16 protein-coding genes are annotated in these 19,543 nt (G+C 38.2%); 4 read left to right on the top strand and 12 right to left on the bottom strand.

Annotation, left to right across the window (positions count from 1 at the left end):
• Window positions 1-57: 57 nt before the first annotated feature.
• Entirely contained in the window at window positions 58-993 is a 936-nt protein-coding gene (gene cyoE / locus ACFIML_RS03905; RefSeq protein WP_375687412.1) for a heme o synthase, read from the bottom strand.
• Window positions 994-1,337: 344 nt separating this feature from the next.
• On the opposite strand from cyoE, the gene ACFIML_RS03910 reads away from it, so the two are divergent.
• Entirely contained in the window at window positions 1,338-1,877 is a 540-nt protein-coding gene (locus ACFIML_RS03910) for an invasion associated locus B family protein (protein ID WP_375687414.1), read from the top strand.
• A gap of 109 nt (window positions 1,878-1,986) precedes the next feature.
• Complete coding sequence (tldD, locus tag ACFIML_RS03915; protein ID WP_375687416.1) at window positions 1,987-3,405, top strand: metalloprotease TldD; 1,419 nt, start codon at window positions 1,987-1,989, stop codon at window positions 3,403-3,405.
• A gap of 543 nt (window positions 3,406-3,948) precedes the next feature.
• Here the strand turns inward: tldD and ACFIML_RS03920 are convergent.
• The 8 genes from ACFIML_RS03920 to ACFIML_RS03955 all read right to left on the bottom strand — a co-directional run bounded on the left by ACFIML_RS03920 (window position 3,949) and on the right by ACFIML_RS03955 (window position 12,578).
• A complete protein-coding gene (locus ACFIML_RS03920; RefSeq protein WP_375609087.1) occupies window positions 3,949-5,202 on the bottom strand; it encodes a class I SAM-dependent RNA methyltransferase in 1,254 nt (417 codons plus the stop codon).
• Window positions 5,199-5,942: a TlyA family RNA methyltransferase gene (locus ACFIML_RS03925; RefSeq protein ID WP_375609086.1), complete on the bottom strand. Its 744-nt coding sequence runs from the start codon at window positions 5,940-5,942 to the stop codon at window positions 5,199-5,201. Before ACFIML_RS03925 ends, ACFIML_RS03920 begins: the two co-directional genes overlap by 4 nt.
• A gap of 16 nt (window positions 5,943-5,958) precedes the next feature.
• Window positions 5,959-7,866, bottom strand: a complete 1,908-nt coding sequence (gene dxs, locus ACFIML_RS03930; protein WP_375606412.1) for a 1-deoxy-D-xylulose-5-phosphate synthase — start codon at window positions 7,864-7,866, stop codon at window positions 5,959-5,961.
• Between the two features lie 236 nt (window positions 7,867-8,102).
• Window positions 8,103-8,357: an exodeoxyribonuclease VII small subunit gene (locus tag ACFIML_RS03935; protein WP_375606413.1), complete on the bottom strand. Its 255-nt coding sequence runs from the start codon at window positions 8,355-8,357 to the stop codon at window positions 8,103-8,105.
• Between the two features lie 7 nt (window positions 8,358-8,364).
• Entirely contained in the window at window positions 8,365-9,477 is a 1,113-nt protein-coding gene (ribB, locus tag ACFIML_RS03940; RefSeq protein WP_375687419.1) for a 3,4-dihydroxy-2-butanone-4-phosphate synthase, read from the bottom strand.
• Between the two features lie 15 nt (window positions 9,478-9,492).
• Window positions 9,493-10,581 carry a chorismate synthase gene (gene aroC / locus ACFIML_RS03945; protein WP_375687421.1) on the bottom strand — a complete coding sequence of 363 codons (1,089 nt, stop codon included), beginning with the start codon at window positions 10,579-10,581 and terminating at the stop codon, window positions 9,493-9,495.
• Window positions 10,582-10,728: 147 nt separating this feature from the next.
• A complete protein-coding gene (fabI, locus tag ACFIML_RS03950) occupies window positions 10,729-11,547 on the bottom strand; it encodes an enoyl-ACP reductase FabI (RefSeq protein WP_375606416.1) in 819 nt (272 codons plus the stop codon).
• A gap of 128 nt (window positions 11,548-11,675) precedes the next feature.
• Entirely contained in the window at window positions 11,676-12,578 is a 903-nt protein-coding gene (locus ACFIML_RS03955) for a DnaJ C-terminal domain-containing protein (RefSeq protein WP_375614995.1), read from the bottom strand.
• A 321-nt stretch (window positions 12,579-12,899) separates the two neighbouring features.
• Here ACFIML_RS03955 and pdxH point away from each other — a divergent pair, with 321 nt between their 5' ends.
• Window positions 12,900-13,523 (top strand): pyridoxamine 5'-phosphate oxidase, encoded by a 624-nt coding sequence (pdxH, locus tag ACFIML_RS03960; RefSeq protein WP_375609083.1) that lies wholly within the window; start codon window positions 12,900-12,902, stop codon window positions 13,521-13,523.
• Window positions 13,524-14,005: 482 nt separating this feature from the next.
• Here pdxH and ubiA read toward each other — a convergent pair whose 3' ends face one another.
• Window positions 14,006-15,010, bottom strand: coding sequence for a 4-hydroxybenzoate octaprenyltransferase (gene ubiA, locus ACFIML_RS03965; protein ID WP_375606419.1), 1,005 nt, complete (start codon window positions 15,008-15,010; stop codon window positions 14,006-14,008).
• 90 nt (window positions 15,011-15,100) lie between these two features.
• On the opposite strand from ubiA, the gene purD reads away from it, so the two are divergent.
• Complete coding sequence (gene purD / locus ACFIML_RS03970; protein ID WP_375606420.1) at window positions 15,101-16,375, top strand: phosphoribosylamine--glycine ligase; 1,275 nt, start codon at window positions 15,101-15,103, stop codon at window positions 16,373-16,375.
• Between the two features lie 1,085 nt (window positions 16,376-17,460).
• Here purD and ACFIML_RS03975 read toward each other — a convergent pair.
• Both ACFIML_RS03975 and ACFIML_RS03980 read right to left on the bottom strand, forming a co-directional pair.
• Window positions 17,461-17,988, bottom strand: coding sequence for a DUF6101 family protein (locus ACFIML_RS03975; protein ID WP_375609082.1), 528 nt, complete (start codon window positions 17,986-17,988; stop codon window positions 17,461-17,463).
• Window positions 17,989-18,132: 144 nt separating this feature from the next.
• The gene (locus tag ACFIML_RS03980) at window positions 18,133-19,542 is read right to left on the bottom strand and encodes an FAD-binding oxidoreductase (RefSeq protein ID WP_375687424.1); all 1,410 of its coding nucleotides are present in this window, start codon (window positions 19,540-19,542) and stop codon (window positions 18,133-18,135) included.
• Window position 19,543: the final 1 nt, after the last annotated feature.

Consider the following 19,543-nt stretch of genomic DNA (forward strand, 5'->3'; position numbering starts at 1 on the left):
ATAGTATCTTCTTGTAGGAAAGCTCTTTTAAAATTTGTTTTTTATATTTTCACGCTCCTAAAGAGCGATAAAATACCAAACAAGAGATTCAATCAAAAGAACCCCAAAGATAGCTGCCAAATAAAGTAATGAAAAGAAAAATAGTTTTTTTGCCATCAAAATAGTTTCATTATGTGTATCAGCTTTCCACAAACGATAGGCAAAATAAATAAAGATAATGCTTAAAATTGTTGAAAAAATACCATAAAAAATTCCGCCAAGACCAGTAAAGCAAGGAGCAGCAGCACACAATGCCATCAAAATAGCATAAAATAAAATCTGTTTTTTTGTTGAATGTTCACCTCGTACATTAGGCATCATAGGGATACCTGCAGCCTCGTAATCAAGAGATGAAAATAAAGAAAGAGCCCAAAAGTGAGGGGGGGTCCACATAAAAATGATTAAAAATAATAAAAAGCTATCAATACTCACTGTCCCTGTTGTCACGGCCCATCCAATCATTGGTGGAAAAGCCCCAGAAGCACCACCAATAACAATATTTTGTGGTGTGATACGCTTTAACCAAATTGTATAGATAACGACATAAAAGAAAATCGTAAATGCAAGAAAAAATGCCGCAAACCAATTAATGAAGCTTCCCATAACCAATACCGAGAGCATAGAAAGAACCATGCCAAAAATAAATGCCCTTTGAGAGCTGATTTTACCCATGGGAATAGGACGCTTTTTAGTCCGTTCCATCACAGCATCAATGTCAGCATCATACCACATGTTCAGTGCTCCCGCACCACCGCCACCAGCAGCAATACATAAAATTGCTAAAAAACCATACCACGGATTGATAGGAACAGGCGATACAAGCAAACCAACCAGAGCCGTAAAGACCACAAGAGACATAACACGTGGCTTTAATAATGTGATGTAATCACCAATACCGGATTTTGGTGGCGTTGATTTACCATTCACAACCGATAACTCTTCTGAAACTGACATTCCACTCAAAGCTCTTTTCCATTTCTGTCATTCACAAACCCAATATTATCTGACAAATATTATCTAGCGTATGGAAATGACCAATTAAGACCAATCGTATTTTTGAGAAAATATGAAATATCTCTTTCGCACGTATCCCCTAAAAGTAAATGGAAATATTGGCAATAAAAATACATTTTTTCAATCAACGTTCTCTCCACATTACAAATGTATCATAAAAATATATCATATGAATTAATATATTTGGGTAAATACTGATTTTGTGTTATGGTTTTTTATGGGGAATTCATTTTTTTATGTAAATCTATGCATGGTTTTGGGTGTTGAGTCGGATAGGATTTTCTGTGATACTTTATAAATTACTCAAAAAAACTTTTTTTATTGGTGCTGTTCTTTACACACTTTATAGTAGTTTTATCAGTCATGCATTTGCACAAACACCCTATGCACAAGATGTCCCTGCTCCACAAACCTATGGTGCATGGACAAAGGTTTGTGCTCTACCACCAGGTACCCCTAATATGCAGTGTGAAGTTGTACAAAACGTCCATACACAAGGGCGTCAAGATATTACCTTGCGCGTTACATTTTATAAACTTCCTCAAAAGCAAGGCGCTTTGATGCGTGTTTTTGTTCCGATTCGCGTTGAGTTACGTCCTGGTGTTGGCATTAAAATTGACGATAAAGATATGGGAAGAATGGAATATCGTCGTTGTCTTGGTGATAATTGTGTTGCTGAAGCTTTTCTGAAAGAAGACATATTACAACTCTTTTTAAAAGGAAAAATGGCAACCTATTTTATCTTCACAACTCCAGAGCAAGGAATTGGAGGTCTGGTTGACCTTCAGGGTCTTAGCGACGCCTATGCAACCTTACCAACATGAATAAAATCGACACACATTGGACAATTAAAATCTCATCGTATATTTTGAGAGCCCCTTAATTTAGATCAATAAAAATCTTCTCATCCCCCGTAAAAATAGGATAATTCTTATGAAATCGCTGATTGATCATTTTGATATTGCTTCCTCTAAAGTGCAGTCTCTTGTACAGGAAACGCTTCATCATGCGGATGATGGCGAACTTTACCTTGAGTATACAGAAAGCGAAGCTCTTTTATTTGATAATGGACAGCTTAAAAACGGCTCTTTCCATCAAGATATGGGGTTTGGTCTGCGTGTCGTTGCTGGAGAAGCTACCGGATATGCACATTCTAATGAATTATCAGCTGCTGCACTCAAGCGTGCTTGTGAAGCAGCTAAAGCTGTTACCTATAATAATCATGCTGGACCTTATAGTGTAGCACCTCAACAAACAAACAAGAGACTTTATCAACCGCATAATCCCCTTGATGCTCCGTCATTTGAAGAAAAAAGTGCTCTTTTGCAAAAAATTGATGCCTATTTACGTGCGAAAAATGATAAATTACATCAAGTGACTGTTTCTCTTTCCGGCTCGCTACAACATGTTGAAATTTTACGTGCAGATGGATATTTGGTTCGTGATATTCGTCCACTCGTACGACTTTCTATATCTGTGGTCGCCACTGAAGGCAATCGACGTGAAAATGGTTTCTATGGATGTGGGGGGCGACAAGCATTTAACCAATTTATTCGTGAAGACAATTGGAAAGAAGCCGCGGATGAAGCCTTACGTATGGCTTTAACAAATTTAGAAGCAGAAGCAGCACCTGCAGGATCTTTTGATGTTGTCTTAGCCAATGGATGGCCTGGCGTTATGCTCCATGAAGCCGTAGGTCATGGTTTGGAAGGTGACTTTAATCGCAAAAAAACATCTGCTTTTGCTGGACTTTTAGGACAACAAGTTGCGGCAAAAGGTGTTACAGTTGTTGATGATGGAACAATTCCACAACGCCGTGGCTCTCTCACTGTCGATGATGAGGGGACGCCTTCAGGATATAACGTTCTCATTGAAGATGGAAAACTCGTTGGTTTTATGCAAGACAGGCTTAATGCACGGCTTATGGGAGGTAAATCAACTGGAAATGGACGGCGTGAATCTTATGCTTATGCACCAATGCCACGAATGACCAATACAATCATGCTAGGAGGAGATAAAACACCTGAAGAAATCCTTTCTTCACTTAAAAGTGGTATCTATGCTGTTTCATTTGGTGGAGGACAAGTTGATATTACTTCTGGAAAATTCGTCTTTGAGTGTACTGAAGCATACCGAGTAGAAAATGGTAAAATTGGTGCACCAATTAAAGGTGCAACTCTTATTGGAAATGGACCGGATGCTATGAAACGTATCACAATGATTGGAAATGATAGTAAACTGGATAATGGTATTGGTATGTGCGGAAAAGCAGGACAAAACGTTCCTGTTGGTGTTGGACAACCTCATCTACGGATTAATAATATGACAATCGGTGGAACTGCGTTGAAGTAAGCTTGCTCATTCCTTCCCAATATTCAATACTGCCCCTTCTCGTTTATCAAGATGGTCTTGTGAAGGATGAATTTTTGCTACAAACATTGATTTATAAAGATAATTGAACGTTATTCATATTTAAATTAGAACCTTGAACACCGTAAGATTCTCTCATTTTAAATTTGTGTCTGTTGAATCAATTAAGATTATTCGTTTGTACGTTACAAGCGGGGGGAAATGCATGGAGTAAAACTGTACAAGAAAGAACTAAAAATACCTATAATGAACCATCTCAAGTGCCAAGAGCTATAGCAACATTAGGAAGTGGCCAATATTACGATGGTGTTTGCTTAAATACACATTCTTTATGATACATTCGTCTTTTGTATGGAGTAGTGGAGCAACTATCTTTTATGTTTCATAATAAAAAAGTTTAAAATAAAAAACACTTTCTACATTCAGTGCTCGTTAACTCAACGAGAAAAAGATTATTATTGTAGATAAATTTTAGAGAGATTTTATAATAATACTCAAATGAACTATGTCAAAAAAACTTTCAGGCTAAAGCTTCCAACTTTTCTTCTTTTTATTTTTGCTCAAAACAGCAACAACTTCGACATGTGGCGACCATAAAAATTGATCAATTGGTATGATTTTTTCTACTGTATATCCCCCTGCAACAAGAAAAGATAAATCACGAGCAAATGTAACGGGATTACACGAAATTGCCACAACACGTGATATTGTTGCCTTTGCCAGTTCATGTACTTGTTCCTCTGCTCCAGCGCGAGGAGGGTCAAAAACAACGCTTTCAAAACACTCAAGTTCCTTTACAGAAAGTGGATGGCGAAAAAGATCACGTTTTTCACAAGTGACTGTTTTTAAACCAGTTGCAAAACGTGCTGCTGTATTTAGATTTCTTAATGCATCTTCATTATTTTCTACTGCATGAACATTCATCTTTTTTGCCATACGCAAGGCAAATGTTCCTACCCCTGAAAACAAATCAAGAGCATTCTTTGCTTTTTTTAAATGAGTCAAAATAATATTGCCCATTATATGTTCAACTTCACAAGTTGCTTGAAGAAAACCACCAGAAGGAAATTCAACACGGACATCTCCAAAATAAACCAATGGTTTTTCTTGCTCAACCAAAACTTCTCCGTCAACAGATAAACGTATAATCCCATATGAAAGAGCAGCACTGATCATTTTCTGACGAACACGCTCATCGCGTATAACACAACCGCTTAAAGCGATATCTAAACCGTTTTCAACAGATGTTATCGTTATATGAAACCGTTTGGCATGATTGCTTACAAGAGCACAAAGTGACCTAATATCATCTAGTTTAGACATAATCTCTAAACGCGTCACTGGACATTCTTCAAGAGCTATAATCTCATGAGAGAGATAACGATTAAAACCAACTTTTTGCCCCTGTGGGGTCATGGATGCTGTTAACGTCATCCGACGTCGGCTATAGGGTTTACATTCTATTAAAGGCGCAACAACATTATTAAGTCCATACTTTTTAAGTGCATCAACAACTAATTGTCGTTTCCATACGCAATAAGCATCAGTATGCCAATGCTGAAGAGCACACCCTCCACATTCTCCAAAATGCTGACAAAGAGCATCAACACGTTCTGGTGATTTTTCTTTTAATGCTATACATGTTGCATATTTTCCATGAACAGTAATTTCAGCACACTCTCCCGGTAAAGTAAAAGGAACATAAATAAAACCGTGGGACGTCTTGGAAGTACCATAACCATTTGCTCCAATATAGTCGATTATCACATTATCGTTCACTCTTGTTTTTCTCCGAATAGTAAATATTCCACATTGCCATCACCACCTGTAATGGGTGAAGGAAGTAAACCTTTTGCACGCCACCCTGTTTGAGTATCTAACCAGATAAAAAGTGCCTCAGCGGTTTTTTTAGCACTTGATGGATTTAATATTCCTCCCTTTCCAAGGTTCTTACGACCAACCTCAAACTGAGGCTTTACCAATAAAACAGCTTGAGCACCCTTCTTGGCTAAAGATAAAACGGGAGGCAATGCAAGTTTAAGAGAAATAAAGCTGACGTCGGAAACGATAAGATCAATTTCCCTACCGCCTAAATGTTCCTGTTGAAAATCTCTAACATTTAAGCCTTCTAATAACGTTATAGCCCTGTTGCCCAATAAACGTGCATCAAATTGATGATGCCCAACATCAACAGCAATGACATGGGCCGCTCCACGCTCTAAGAGAACTTGTGTAAAACCACCTGTTGATGCCCCAACATCAATGGCTGTCACTTTATCGGTTACAATCGGAAATGCATCAAGTGCAGAAATCAATTTCAATGCCGCACGGGACACATAATTTTGCGCTGGATCACAAACAAAAATCTCTGCATCATCAAAAACAATTTGCCCAGCTTTAAAAACTATTTTGCCATTAACTTTAACAGTTTTGCGTATAATTGCATCACGTGCACGTGAACGTGTCGTAAAAAAGTTTCTTTCAACTAAAAGAATATCGAGCCTTTTTCTGGAAGCCATCTCATACTTGAATTTTCTATCCCGTTCGAATCTCGCGTCCCAGAGCAGTAAAAACCGTATTTAAAATACCCATAGCATCAAGTCCGACACGTGAAAGAACTTTTTCTGGTGAACCATGACTCAAATATTCATCAGGAAGTTTTAGTGTACGAACTTTCAAACCATGCTCTAAGAGCCCTTCTTGCGCTAAAAATTGTAATATGTGTGCTCCAAACCCACCGATTGCACCTTCTTCAATTGTCACCAAAACTTCATGCTCACGTGCCAAACGACGCATCAAATCCTTATCTAAAGGTTTTGCAAACCGTGCATCTGCAACTGTTGTAGATAATCCTTCAACCTCCAACGCATCAGCAGCTTGCAACACTTCTGACATCCGCGTTCCAAAACAAACCAAAGCAATCCTATTTCCTTCACGCAGAACGCGCCCTTTTCCAATTTCTAATAACTCACCACGTTGCGGTAAATCTATACCAAGACCTTCACCACGTGGATAACGAAAAGAAATGGGACCCTGATCATAGGCTGCAGCTGTACGTACCATATGCATCAATTCAAGCTCATCTGAAGGTGCCATAACAACAAACTCAGGAAGAGTGGACAAAAAAACAATATCAAAACTTCCAGCATGTGTTGCACCATCTGCCCCCACAAAACCTGCTCGGTCAATAGCAAAACGTACCGGTAATTTTTGAATTGATACATCATGAATAATTTGATCATAAGCACGCTGTAAAAAAGTAGAATAAATTGCAACAAAAGGCTTATACCCTTCACAAGCAAGTCCTGCCGCAAAAGTTACGGCATGTTGCTCAGCAATACCAACATCAAACATTTTTTCAGGAAATTTTTCTGCAAAAGCATCAAGGCCTGTCCCTGTTGGCATCGCTGCTGTTATGCCCACAATCTTATCATCATGGCGCGCTTCTTCTGATAAGGCTTCAGAAAATACCTTGGTATAGGGTAGAATATTACTTGATGCTTTAACCTGTTTTCCTGTCGTAACATCAAAACGATTAACACCATGATATTTATCAGAAGATGCTTCTGCAGGTGGATATCCCTTTCCCTTATGGGTGACGACATGCACCAAAACTGGACCATTAGGACATTCACGAATATTTTTTAAAACGGGTAATAAATGCCCTAAATTGTGCCCATCTATGGGTCCCACGTAATAAAAGCCAAGCTCATCAAATAACGTTCCCCCAACCAAAAAACTACGCGCAAATTCCTCTGAACGACGTGCCTTATCCAAAAAAAACTTTGGCAATTTTTCGCTCAACATCTTTACGCGTTCACGCAAATGACGATAAGCAGGACGAGAAACTAGTCGTGCAAGATGTGCACTCATAGCACCTGTAGGCGGTGCAATAGACATATCGTTATCATTAAGAACAACAATCAAGCGCGCATCCAAAGCACCAGCGTTATTCATTGCTTCATAAGCCATGCCCGCAGACATTGCACCATCACCAATAACAGCGATAATATTGCGTCTTGTCTCTGCCTTCAAAGCACTCGCTACCGCCATGCCAAGACCCGCCGAAATAGAAGTAGACGAATGGCCCGCTCCAAATGGATCATACACACTTTCTGAACGTTTTGTGAAACCTGATAATCCTCCCTCTTGACGTAATGTACGTATTTTTTCTCTACGCCCCGTTAAAATCTTATGTGGATAGGTTTGATGACCAACATCCCAAATAATCCTATCCTCTGGTGTATTAAAAACATAATGTAATGCAACAGTGAGCTCAACAACACCAAGTCCTGCCCCAAGATGACCACCTGTTACAGAAACCGCATCAATTGTTTCTGCCCGCAACTCATTAGCCAACTGTACTAAATCAGACTCAGGCAAAGCCCGCAAATCTTGCGGGAAACAAATACGGTCAAGCAATGGTGTTAAGATATGAGACAAAAAAACTCCCTCCTATCACCTTAACTTAAGAGAACGCAACGATAAAAATACATCTTCTCTACTCTTTCATTGACAGTTTTGCATCTTTTTTACTGAAAAATCTCTATTTGAGATGATTTATGATTTTTCTCATTTTTAACTTATTTTATAAAAAAGAAACCAATAAAACTTGCTTTCTATAAATAAGGTTATTGCACTGCTTAATCCCGCAATAAATATCCAAAAATAGTTTAATACTATTGAGCATCAAGTGGTTCTACTCCTTCTGGAGAACCTCCTTCTGAAAGTTGAATTTTTTCAACTTTAGCTTCAGCAACTTTCAAGAGTTTTTCACAATGTTTTTTAAGCGCTTCACCACGTTCATAAATATCTATGGATTGTTCCAAAGGCACATCGCCACGTTCCAAATTTTCAACAATAACTTCAAGTTGCTTCAGCGCTTGCTCAAAACTTAAGGTCGTAATATCCCCCTCTTGTATTTCTTTTTTCATATGAACCTCACAAAATATCTATTCTGGATATACGAATTCCAAAACCTTCTAAATCTAAATAATGACGTTCTTTAGAAGTGTAAACAATAACAGAACTGATTCCTAAATGTTTCAAAATTTGTGATCCTAAACCAATTTGTCGCCATTCTTCTTCACGTTCAATTGCCTGTATATGGTTTTCTGAACCGTCTTTTGCCATTTCCTGAATGCTCATAGCTGATTTTTCATCAATACCAACTGATCCTTCACGTAAATAAACAAAAACACCCCGTTTTTCTTTTTCCATCATACGCTGCATGATAGCGGTAACATCTGACGCTTGACCAAAAACATCATTCATAATGTTTTCACGATGCAAACGTACAGGAATATCTTCACCATCACCAAGATCACCAAAAACGATTGCAACATGCTGAACTGTTTCCCAAGGGAGTTGATAACTCTGAACAATAGCAGGTCCTACTGGTGTTTCAATAGCCATTTCTCCAACATGCCTGATCAACATTTCTTTGCGCTGACGATAAGCGATTAAATCCGCAACCGTTATCATATGCAATCGATGTTCCTGTGCAAATTTTGTAACTTCATCTCCATGTTTCACACTGCCATCATCATTGACCAACTCACCAATAACACCAACTGGCGGTAAACCAGCTAATTTACATAAATCAACAGCCGCTTCCGTGTGACCTGAACGCATAAGAACACCCCCTTTATGCGCAATCAAAGGGAAAATATGTCCTGGACGAATAAAATCGTGAGCACCAGCATTTGGATTAGCAAGATTGCGAACCGCCAATGTGCGGTCGTGTGCGGAGATACCCGTCGTTATCCCATGTTTAAAATCCACAGTAACAGTAAACTGGGTCTGATGTGCTGAATTATTATCTGGCACCATAGGAGCAAGATGAAACCGTTGTGCTTCTTCTTTTGGCATAGGTGCACAAACAATCCCTGTTGTGTGGCGAATGATGAATGCCATCTTTTCTTCTGTACAATGGACAGCAGCAACAGTTAAATCACCTTCGTTTTCACGGTCATCATCATCTGTCACCACAACAATTTCACCGCGTTCAAAAGCTTTAAGTGCAGAAACAATTTTTTCTTCATCATACACCATTATTCACCTTCTCACTCACCCAACTTGACCGCGATGTCTTAGATAATGGTCCGCAATAGCACAAGCAACCATCGCTTCACCAATGGGAACAGCGCGAATCCCAACACATGGATCATGACGTCCCTTCGTTATAACATCTACATCATGACCATCAACATCAATAGAGCGACGAGGCGTTAAAATTGACGAAGTAGGCTTGACAGCAAAACGTGCAACAATTGGCTGTCCACTCGATATTCCCCCTAAAATACCACCAGCATGATTGGATAAAAAAAGTGGTTTTCCATCATTTCCCATCCGCATTTCATCGGCATTTTCTTCTCCCTTCATGCGGGCTGCCGCAAAACCATCCCCAATTTCAACTCCTTTTACTGCATTAATCGACATAAGGAAGGATGCAATATCTTGATCTAGTTTTGCGTAAATAGGTGCTCCTAAACCTGCCGGAACATTTTCTGCAATGATCTCAACAACAGCACCAACAGATGTCCCCTCTTTACGGAATTTACTGATATAATCACTAAAAATGTGAACCATCTCTGCGTCAGGTGTAAAAAAAGGATTATTATCAACCTCTGACCAATCCCAACGATCACGATTAATATTATGAGGACCAATTGCTATCACTGCTCCTCGAACCACCAAACCAGGAACAATTTTACGTGCAAATGCACCCGCTGCAACACGTGCTGCTGTCTCCCTTGCCGAAGAACGCCCTCCTCCTCGAAAATCACGAATGCCATATTTAATATCATAAGTATAATCCGCATGTCCTGGACGATATTGATGGGCAATCGAGCTATAATCCTTCGAACGCTGATCTGTATTTCTAATCAACAGAGAAATTGGTGTACCTGTTGTAACCAATGCCGTCCCATTGTCCTGAGCGATAGCTCCTGAAAGAATTTCTACTTGATCCAATTCGCGTCGCTGCGTTGTATATACGGATTGTCCTGGTCTCCGTTTGTCAAGATAAGCTTGAACTTCTGCAAGAGTAAAAATAATTCCAGGCGGACAACCATCAATGACACAACCAAGAGCAGCACCATGACTTTCACCCCATGTGGTTACACGAAACAAATGACCAAATGTATTATGCGACATGAAAAAAGATCCGTTTCTCTGTCAAATATACGCCAACGACAACATATGTTGAGTTATACACAAGACAGCTCTTTGTTCCAAAATACTCTCAGCCGCTTTTAATTTGGTCAAATTACCGCTGTTCAATAAAACCCTATAAACCAAACTTTATTCTTTAACGACAGAAATGTCTGGTGCATCAACTGCTTTCATACCTATGATATTATAACCCGAATCGACATGATGAACTTCACCAGTAACAGAACGAGACAAATCTGAAAGAAAATAAAGAGCAGAATCACCAACCTCTTCAATTGTTACTGTACGGCGTAATGGAGCATTATATTCATTCCATTTTAAAATATAACGGAAATCACCAATACCTGAAGCTGCTAACGTTTTAATCGGTCCAGCAGATATCGCATTAACACGAATATTTTTGGGACCTAAATCTACCGCTAAATACTTCACGCTCGCTTCAAGAGCTGCTTTAGCAACCCCCATGACATTATAATTGGGAACAACCTTTTCTGCACCATAATAGGTCAGTGTCAAGATTGAACCGCCATCCGGCATCAACTTTTCTGCACGCTTTGTTAGAGCTGTTAGGGAATAAACGGAAATATTCATGGTCATCATAAAATTTGATTCGCTGATATCAACATAACGACCACTTAATTCATCTTTATTAGAAAAACCAATAGCATGAACTAAAAAATCGAGTTTGCCCCATTTCTTCTCTATGGCTCTAAAGACTGAATCAATAGAAGCACTGTCAGAAACATCACAATGTCCACAAACAAATCCCTTTAATTCTTCAGCCAAAGGCTCAACACGCTTTTTCATGGCTTCACCCTGATAGGTAAAAGCAAGCTCTGCCCCTGCGCTACTCGCCGCTTTAGCAATTCCCCAAGCGATGGAGCGATTATTGGCCAACCCTAAAATTAAGCCACGCTTACCGTACAATAAACCATTACCCTTAGCCATTAGCACTGCCCCATTGTTACTTAAAATTAATATTATTCATTTGCCTATGACACAGGTCAACTTTTTCTTCAAGTAATTGGTTTAAAATCAAGCAAAAACTATGCTTTATATATAAAAAAAATTAAAATTTAATCTTTTTGCATTTGCAAAAACTGTTCTAGCGCAACATTTTTACCTTCCGGCAACATAATACGAACATGCACATAAAGATCATCTCTTGTACCACTTTTTAAACGAAGTCCTTTTCCTTTCAACCGTAAAACGCGATCAGAACTTGACCAAGCAGGAATCGTTAAAACCACACGTCCCTCCAATGTCTCAACTTCTTCTTTTGCTCCCAAAACAGCATGTTTAAGAGAAACTGGTAAATCAAGATGAAGTGCCCTTCCTTCAACCCGAAAACGAGGATGTTTTTGAATCTGAATGGTTATTAATGCATCTCCTGCTTGCCCATGAGGAACCTCTTCTCCCTGACCTTTTAAACGAATAGTTTGCCCGTCTTCAATATAATCTGGAAGTTTAATTTTTAACTTTTTTCCATTAGGAAAAACGGCTTCCACCTTTTCTGCGCCAACCATCTGCTCTAATGTTATGGCAAGATTAGCACGAATATGTGCTCCTTGTTGAGGGCGATTATAGTGTTTGGAATTCGAAAAGCTACCGCCTCCCCCAAACAGATCGCGAAAAATATCACTCGCATCAAAACCTGCACCACCTGAAGAGGAAAAATCAAATCCTCTCGCTCTTCCTGAAAAAGGATTTTGTTTATTGTTAAAATTCTCACCAGCACCATAGGCTTGATAAAGTGGTTTTCCTTCCATATCAATTTCACCGCGGTCAAATTGTGCTTTTTTATCTTTATCACCTATAATTTCATAAGCTTGATTAATTTCAGCAAACTTTTCTTTAGCCTTTGCATCATCTTTATTGTGATCTGGATGATACTTCTTTGCTAATTTTCTAAATGCTGATTTAATCTCTTGCGATTTTGCGGTACGTGCCACACCCAGAATCGTGTAGGGATCACGCATATTGCCCTCTTTTCAATTTTTTGGTTTTCAAAATATCAACGGATATGTTTTCAATATCCCTCATAACTTTATCAATCTATTCTAGAGAATAATTTCTTCTTTCTTTATATGTCTATCAATAAACTAAAATACCAGATAAAATGAGATATTTATTTAATATAGCTCATTATCGTCTATGCTAAAGACAAAAATAATGGAACCACTATAAAAATACACGATAGCATTGACTTTTTGAAAATAGGAAAAAATGCTACTTTACTTCGAGATGACAAAGTAAATAAGAAAATGCCTTACCCATGCTCGCTGACATTTGGAGACACTATGAGCGATAAAATCCCAACAGATGATCATTTTATGCAAATGCAAAAACCTTTTGAACTTTTTGCAAAATGGCTTGAAGAGGCAACAATAAGCGAAATAAATGATCCGAATGCTATGGCACTCGCAACAGTAGACGAAACAGGACTTCCTAATGTTCGTATGGTTCTCCTCAAAGACTACAGTCCCCAAGGATTCGTCTTCTATACCAATTATGAAAGCTGTAAAGGACAAGAAATTTTAAAATCAATGAAGGCATCCTTAGGTTTTCATTGGAAATCGCTCCGTCGTCAGGTCAGAATTAGAGGCATTGTTGAAAAAGTAAGTCAACAGGAAGCGGATGCCTATTTCCAATCGCGACCACGTGGGAGTCGAATTGGGGCATGGGCATCTAAACAATCTCAACCATTAGACAATCGTTTTGTGCTCGAAAAAGCAATTGCTCAATATACTGCACGTTATGCAGTAGGCAATATTCCACGACCACCTTATTGGTCTGGTTTTCGTGTTAAACCCCTTTCTATAGAATTCTGGTGTGATCGCCCATTTCGTTTACATGATCGTCTGCTTTTTACGCGTGATTGTGTTGAACACAGCAATTGGAAAAAACAAAAACTTTATCCTTAATCCTTCAAGCTTTATCGTTATGAAGACTTTGTCTTCCTAAGGGTTCAATGACTATTTTCTATTTGCAAATTTCTAAAACAAAATGATTAGTTTCCTTTCAATAGAAAAGTTTTATTTTCACTATAAAAGTTGGTTGATAATATCTCCTACTGCATTGCTTGAAGACAATAGATGCGCAACAAGCTTTTTTAAGAGAAAACACGATATTCAACAAAAATTATGATTTTATTTTTGTAATTTCTGATAAGAGAAAGTGCACTTTCAATTAAAAAAGTTGTTCATTCCTCCTAAAGTCTATTTTTATTTCAATAAAATTTGAAAAAATCGTTATTTCAAACCAGAAAGATCTGGAATAAAACTAATCATAAAATACAAAAAGCTTTGAACATGAAAAAATAATACACTTTAAAATTAATGAAAGTATCTTTGTATTTTCATTCCTCTCCTCATCATCAGAATATATGATTTTATCTAATTCATTGTTAGGCTGCAGGATAAAACATCATCCATATACCACCACATACTAAACCAGCAAAAATCACAAGACCAATAAGCGAATTAGATTTGAAAAGCCTGAGGCATTGCGCACTGTCATCTATATCAATAACTTTAATTTGAATAAACATATGGATACTTGCCACAAAAACCCCAAAAAAACTAAGAACAGGGACTTCAGCTAAATAAAATGCTAAACTCACGAACAGTACAAAACCACCATACAAAAATACTAAAGCACGCTTGGTTTCTTTACCGAAGAGAAGTGCTGTAGAACGCACACCAACCGTAGCGTCATCTTCTTTATCTTGATGGGCGTAGATTGTATCATATCCTATGGTCCACAAGATTGATCCCACATAAAGCAAAATCGGTGACCAGCTTAAACTTCCAAAGACAACAGCCCACCCCATTAATGCCCCCCAATTAAATGCAACGCCTAAAAAAAACTGCGGCCAATATGTTACGCGTTTCATAAAAGGATAAAATGCAACAGCTATCAATGACGAAATACCGAGAAAAAAACTAAACCTATTAAATTGTGATAAAACGCCTAAACCAACCAAACATTGCACAAGTATAAAAACTTTTGCTTGAAACCGACTCACATGACCTGTCGGCAATGGGCGAGAACGTGTTCTTTCTACCTGAGAATCGATTTTATGGTCAATAAGATCATTCCAAGTACATCCTGCCCCTCGCATAGCGATGGATCCTAGAAAAAAAAGAAAAAGATACCAAACCCAATGAAGCAACATTGATGAAAGAGTATCATAATGCATTTCATAAGAGAGAAAAGCCATTGTTGTTGACCAAAAACAAGGCCACATCAACAATTGCCATCCGATAGGCCGATCCCAACGCGCCAATTGCGCATAAAACCATAAAGAACAGGGAAGTAAACTATAGACCCATTGTTTGGAAGATGCATCCATAACCCGTCCTTGGCTATTATAGGACTGAACAGGTGCGATATTTTTATTTTTTTTCATCAAATGATTTACCTTTAGTCTTGCGATAGAGACATTTCATTCTTATGAGAAGGAGATGAAATTAATCATCTTCTATGAGAGGAGCAAGCAATGAATATTCTTCTTATTGGCTCAGGTGGACGAGAACATGCTTTAGCATGGAAAATAGCAGCATCACCACTGCTAACAAAGTTATATTGTGCTCCTGGAAATCCTGCAACAACAGAATTTGGTGAAAATATTAATTTAGACATTGATGATCACCCCCTTATTATTGATTTTTGTAAAGCACATTCTATTGATCTTGTGATTGTAGGACCAGAAGCACCATTGGTTGCAGGTATAACAGATTCTCTTAATAGCGCTAACATCTGTGTATTTGGTCCTACTCAAAAAGCTGCTCAACTAGAAGGTTCAAAAGCTTTTACAAAAGATTTATGTCATAAGAATAACATTCCTACAGCAAGTTACCAATGCTTTAATGATGCCGCTAGAGCCAAAGCCTACATTCATCAACAAGGTGTTCCCATTGTTATTAAAGCTGATGGCTTAGCTGCCGGCAAAGGTGTCGTGGTTGCAACAACTATAGAAGAAGCATTTAACGCTGTTGATGCCTGCTTCAAAAGTGCATTTGGGGATGCAGGAAACAAAATTGTTGTAGAATCTTTTCTGGAAGGTGAAGAAGCAAGCTTCTTCTGCCTTTGTGATGGTAAAGTTGCTCTTCCCTTTGGATCTGCTCAAGATCATAAGCGTGTAGGAGATGGAGATACTGGAGCAAACACCGGTGGTATGGGTGCTTATTCACCAGCACCCATCATGACCCAAGAAATAGTGAATCGTACCCTTAAAGAAATTGTTGAACCAGCTTTAAAAAGCATGAACGAAATGGGCGCCCCCTTTAGAGGTATTCTCTTCGTCGGCTTGATGATAACGCAAAAAGGACCCGAATTAATTGAATTTAACGTACGATTCGGTGATCCTGAATGTCAAGTTTTAATGATGCGCCTTAAAGATGATATTCTACCAATTTTTCTTGCCGCAGCTCAAGGAAATCTTGAAAATAAACCTCTTCAGTGGTCTGAAAAGACTGCTCTCACCGTTGTTATGGCTGCTAATGGTTATCCAGACTCTCCCCAAAAAGGGACTGTTATTCGTAACGTTGATAAAATAGATACTCTTCCCGATGTGAAAGTTTTTCAAGCTGGTACAGCATTACGAAATGGACAACTCATTGCAAATGGTGGACGTGTTCTCAATATAACAGCAACAGGAAAAACGATTACGCAAGCACAAAAACGTGCTTATGAAGCCGTTGATTATATTGATTGGCCAGAGGGTTTTGTTCGTCGCGATATCGGATGGCGAGCTATTGCGCGAAAAAACTAAATCCTTTGACTATTCTTTTTTACGATTTGATGATTTCACGTAAGAGCATGATACACAAATTTTCTCACTGTTTTACGTTGACCATAATTTTGAAAAAATGAGTGTGCTTTCCTTTGAACAATCAAATATTGTAAATAGGATACCTACTCATGATGAAATAGGAAAAAATTCTGAATCTGAGAATATAATATAAAATGATCATTTTACTGTTATCTTTACTTTAAACGTATTTTCTCATCATTTTTATAAACACTTTCTTTCTTATAAAATCCTGAAGAAAAACATATATACTATCATTTCTTTTATCTATCGCGTTTTTTAATGAAATTCCGCTTTTACGAAAAATAAAATGCCCAAAAAAGATAGTTATGTTATTCACATACAAATTCTTAAACAATATCTCTCATGCTCATCACTCCCATTTTACGACACTACCTGCAAATAGTATAAATCCATTCTGCCATCTTTCTGGAATAAAGATAAAAACCGATACCATCTTTGTATTTTCCAACTCTCAATATTACGATAACCCTTTCTATCTAAATGATTTTGATTATAAAAGAGAGATGAAATAAGAATGTTCTGCAATATTCAAAGCTCTCATTCAAAATGGAGAAATGATTTATTAAAAAAAATTTAAAAACACTTCCAGTAATTTTCTGATGTTTTAATAATGTGGCAAAAACCCAAAATTATACCGCAAAAAACAGTTTCTATTGGTACAAAAGCCGTTTTCACCTCTCCGAAAAAAGCGTTTTACATAATAGATTCCTGCTGCCAATGTATGGTGTCAAAAAACTCTCATTTACAATCATTGACTTCCTCTTTGTTTTCAAGAACCAAAAGTCACACCAAATCCCGTCTGTAAAAGTCTGGATTCTCATTGAGCGGGGTCCTCTTGCTTCCCACTCATATGCTGCACTTACACAAAGACCTACAAGCAAACTTAAGAATATTCGCCATATCTTCTAAAAACACTTCATGTGTGAAGTTTACACCCCTTATGTTACCGCCCCAAACAACGATGTTTTACGGCACAACAAGATAAATGCTGATGGTAGTACAACAATGAATGCATATTAATATCACTGGAGTGCGATTCGATTCGCAATCACCAAACGCAAGCCGAACGGATTGCTATAACGAAGTAAAAAACGCTTTTGTCTAGAATACGATGTTGTACCAAAAAATCGATGTAAATCAGAACGATCTTTTACAACCAGAATGCGATTATCTTCATTGATCATAAGCATGGGAAGGCCATAAGTATCCGCCCATAACCGCCAATCCAGAAGAACATTATTCAAATCTCTGGAAACCAAAAGCGGTATACAAGCTTCCTCATCTGCATGAAGTAATTCTAATGCAACAGCTCTTTCTCCTGAACGCGTTTTTACGGTACGTGCTGCAATTCCTTGAAAATGATAAGGAGGTATTAAATGCGATAAGCTTGAAGGCATATCCGTTTTAAAAGAAACACCACGCTCATTTAACGAACAAATTACCTTATTGCCCGTTTTGGATGAAAAATATGTCGTAGTTTGTGGCAAATGGCACGGATCTAACCGAAATTCAAGCACCGCTTTTGCCTGATTAAAGCATTGATTAGCCATATACATTATCCCAATTTATCTTAAATAACATACACCCTTTAGCAGCTTTTTCTCATTGGATTATTAAAAGTTTGAATAAAAAACAACTGGTTTCTTTTTTGGTTATTAAAATCTAAACAAAAATGCATGATCACCATTCTTGAATTATAATACTTTTCCAGGATTCATTATCCCTAAAGGATCGAGCGTTTTTTTAATCCCTTGCATAATATCCAATGCGACAGGCGATTTAAAAGAACGAAGTTCTTCGCGCTTAAGCTGACCAATTCCATGCTCAGCAGAAAATGCACCTTTATAATTCATCACTAAACTATGAATGCGATGGTTCATTGTTGACCATAACTGCAAGAATACTGTCGTATCAACTCCTACAGGTTGTGTAACATTATAATGCAAATTTCCATCACCCATGTGTCCAAAACAAACCACCCGTGCTCCTGGAGAAATATCTTCAACAATAAGTGCTGCTTCAGCAATAAAATCAGGAATGGAAGCAAGCGGTACTGCAATATCGTGCTTAATAGATCCTCCCGCCAACTTTTGTGCCGATGATATACTTTCTCGCAATTGCCAAAAAAAATCTTGCTGTTTTAAAGATTGCGCAATAACTGCATCTTCTATCACCACATTCTTTAAAGCTTCTTCTAAAATACTACTCAATACCGATAACGCCTCATCATTGCCTTGCAACGATGAAATGTTCATTAATACATACCATTCATGTTTCTGCTGGAGAGGAGGCTTCTCACACATCTTATAATCTAAAGCCATTTGCAAACTGAGCTTTGACATAAGCTCAAAACCTGTCAACATCCCTCCTCCATATTCTTGAGCCAGAGATAAAAACTCTAAAGCCTTCGCCGGACTATATAATCCCACCAAGGCAACTGCTTTTCCTTTTATTTTTGGAAAAATCTTCAAAACAGCTGCGGTTATAACACCCAATGTGCCTTCTGCACCAATAAAAAGATTTTTTAAATCGTAACCGCTATTGTCTTTTTTAACAAAACGCAAATCATCTAAAATACGCCCGTCCGGTAAAACAACTTCCAAACCAAGACAAAGATCACGCATATTGCCATAAGCCAAAACAGCTGTCCCTCCAGCGTTTGACGAAAGATTTCCCCCTACTTGGCAAGAACCTTCAGATGCCAAAGAAAGAGGGAAAAAACGACCTGATTCATCCACTTTTTTCTGCAAATCCTGTAAAATAACACCAGCCTCTACAACAACAAAATTTCCTTCAAGATTTATAGCTCTAATCTTATTTAATCGCTCCATGGATAAAAGAACACCCTCTCCTCTTTCATCTGGTTGCTGTCCCCCCACAAGCCCTGTATTCCCCCCCTGTGGTACAATCGGTGTGTGCGTTTTGCTCGCTAACTGCATAATCGATGAGACCTCTGCGCAAGAAGATGGACGTAAAAGTAAAGGTGTTTTTCCATGAAAAAGCCCACGCTCTTCAAGCAAATACGGTGCAATCAACGTCTGATCTGTTATAGCATACTTGGCTCCAACAATTTCCCTAAACCCCTCAATTAATTCCTGCTCCATA

It is taken from the genome of Bartonella sp. AC62GZZY (genome assembly GCF_042196525.1).
Lineage (GTDB): Bacteria > Pseudomonadota > Alphaproteobacteria > Rhizobiales > Rhizobiaceae > Bartonella.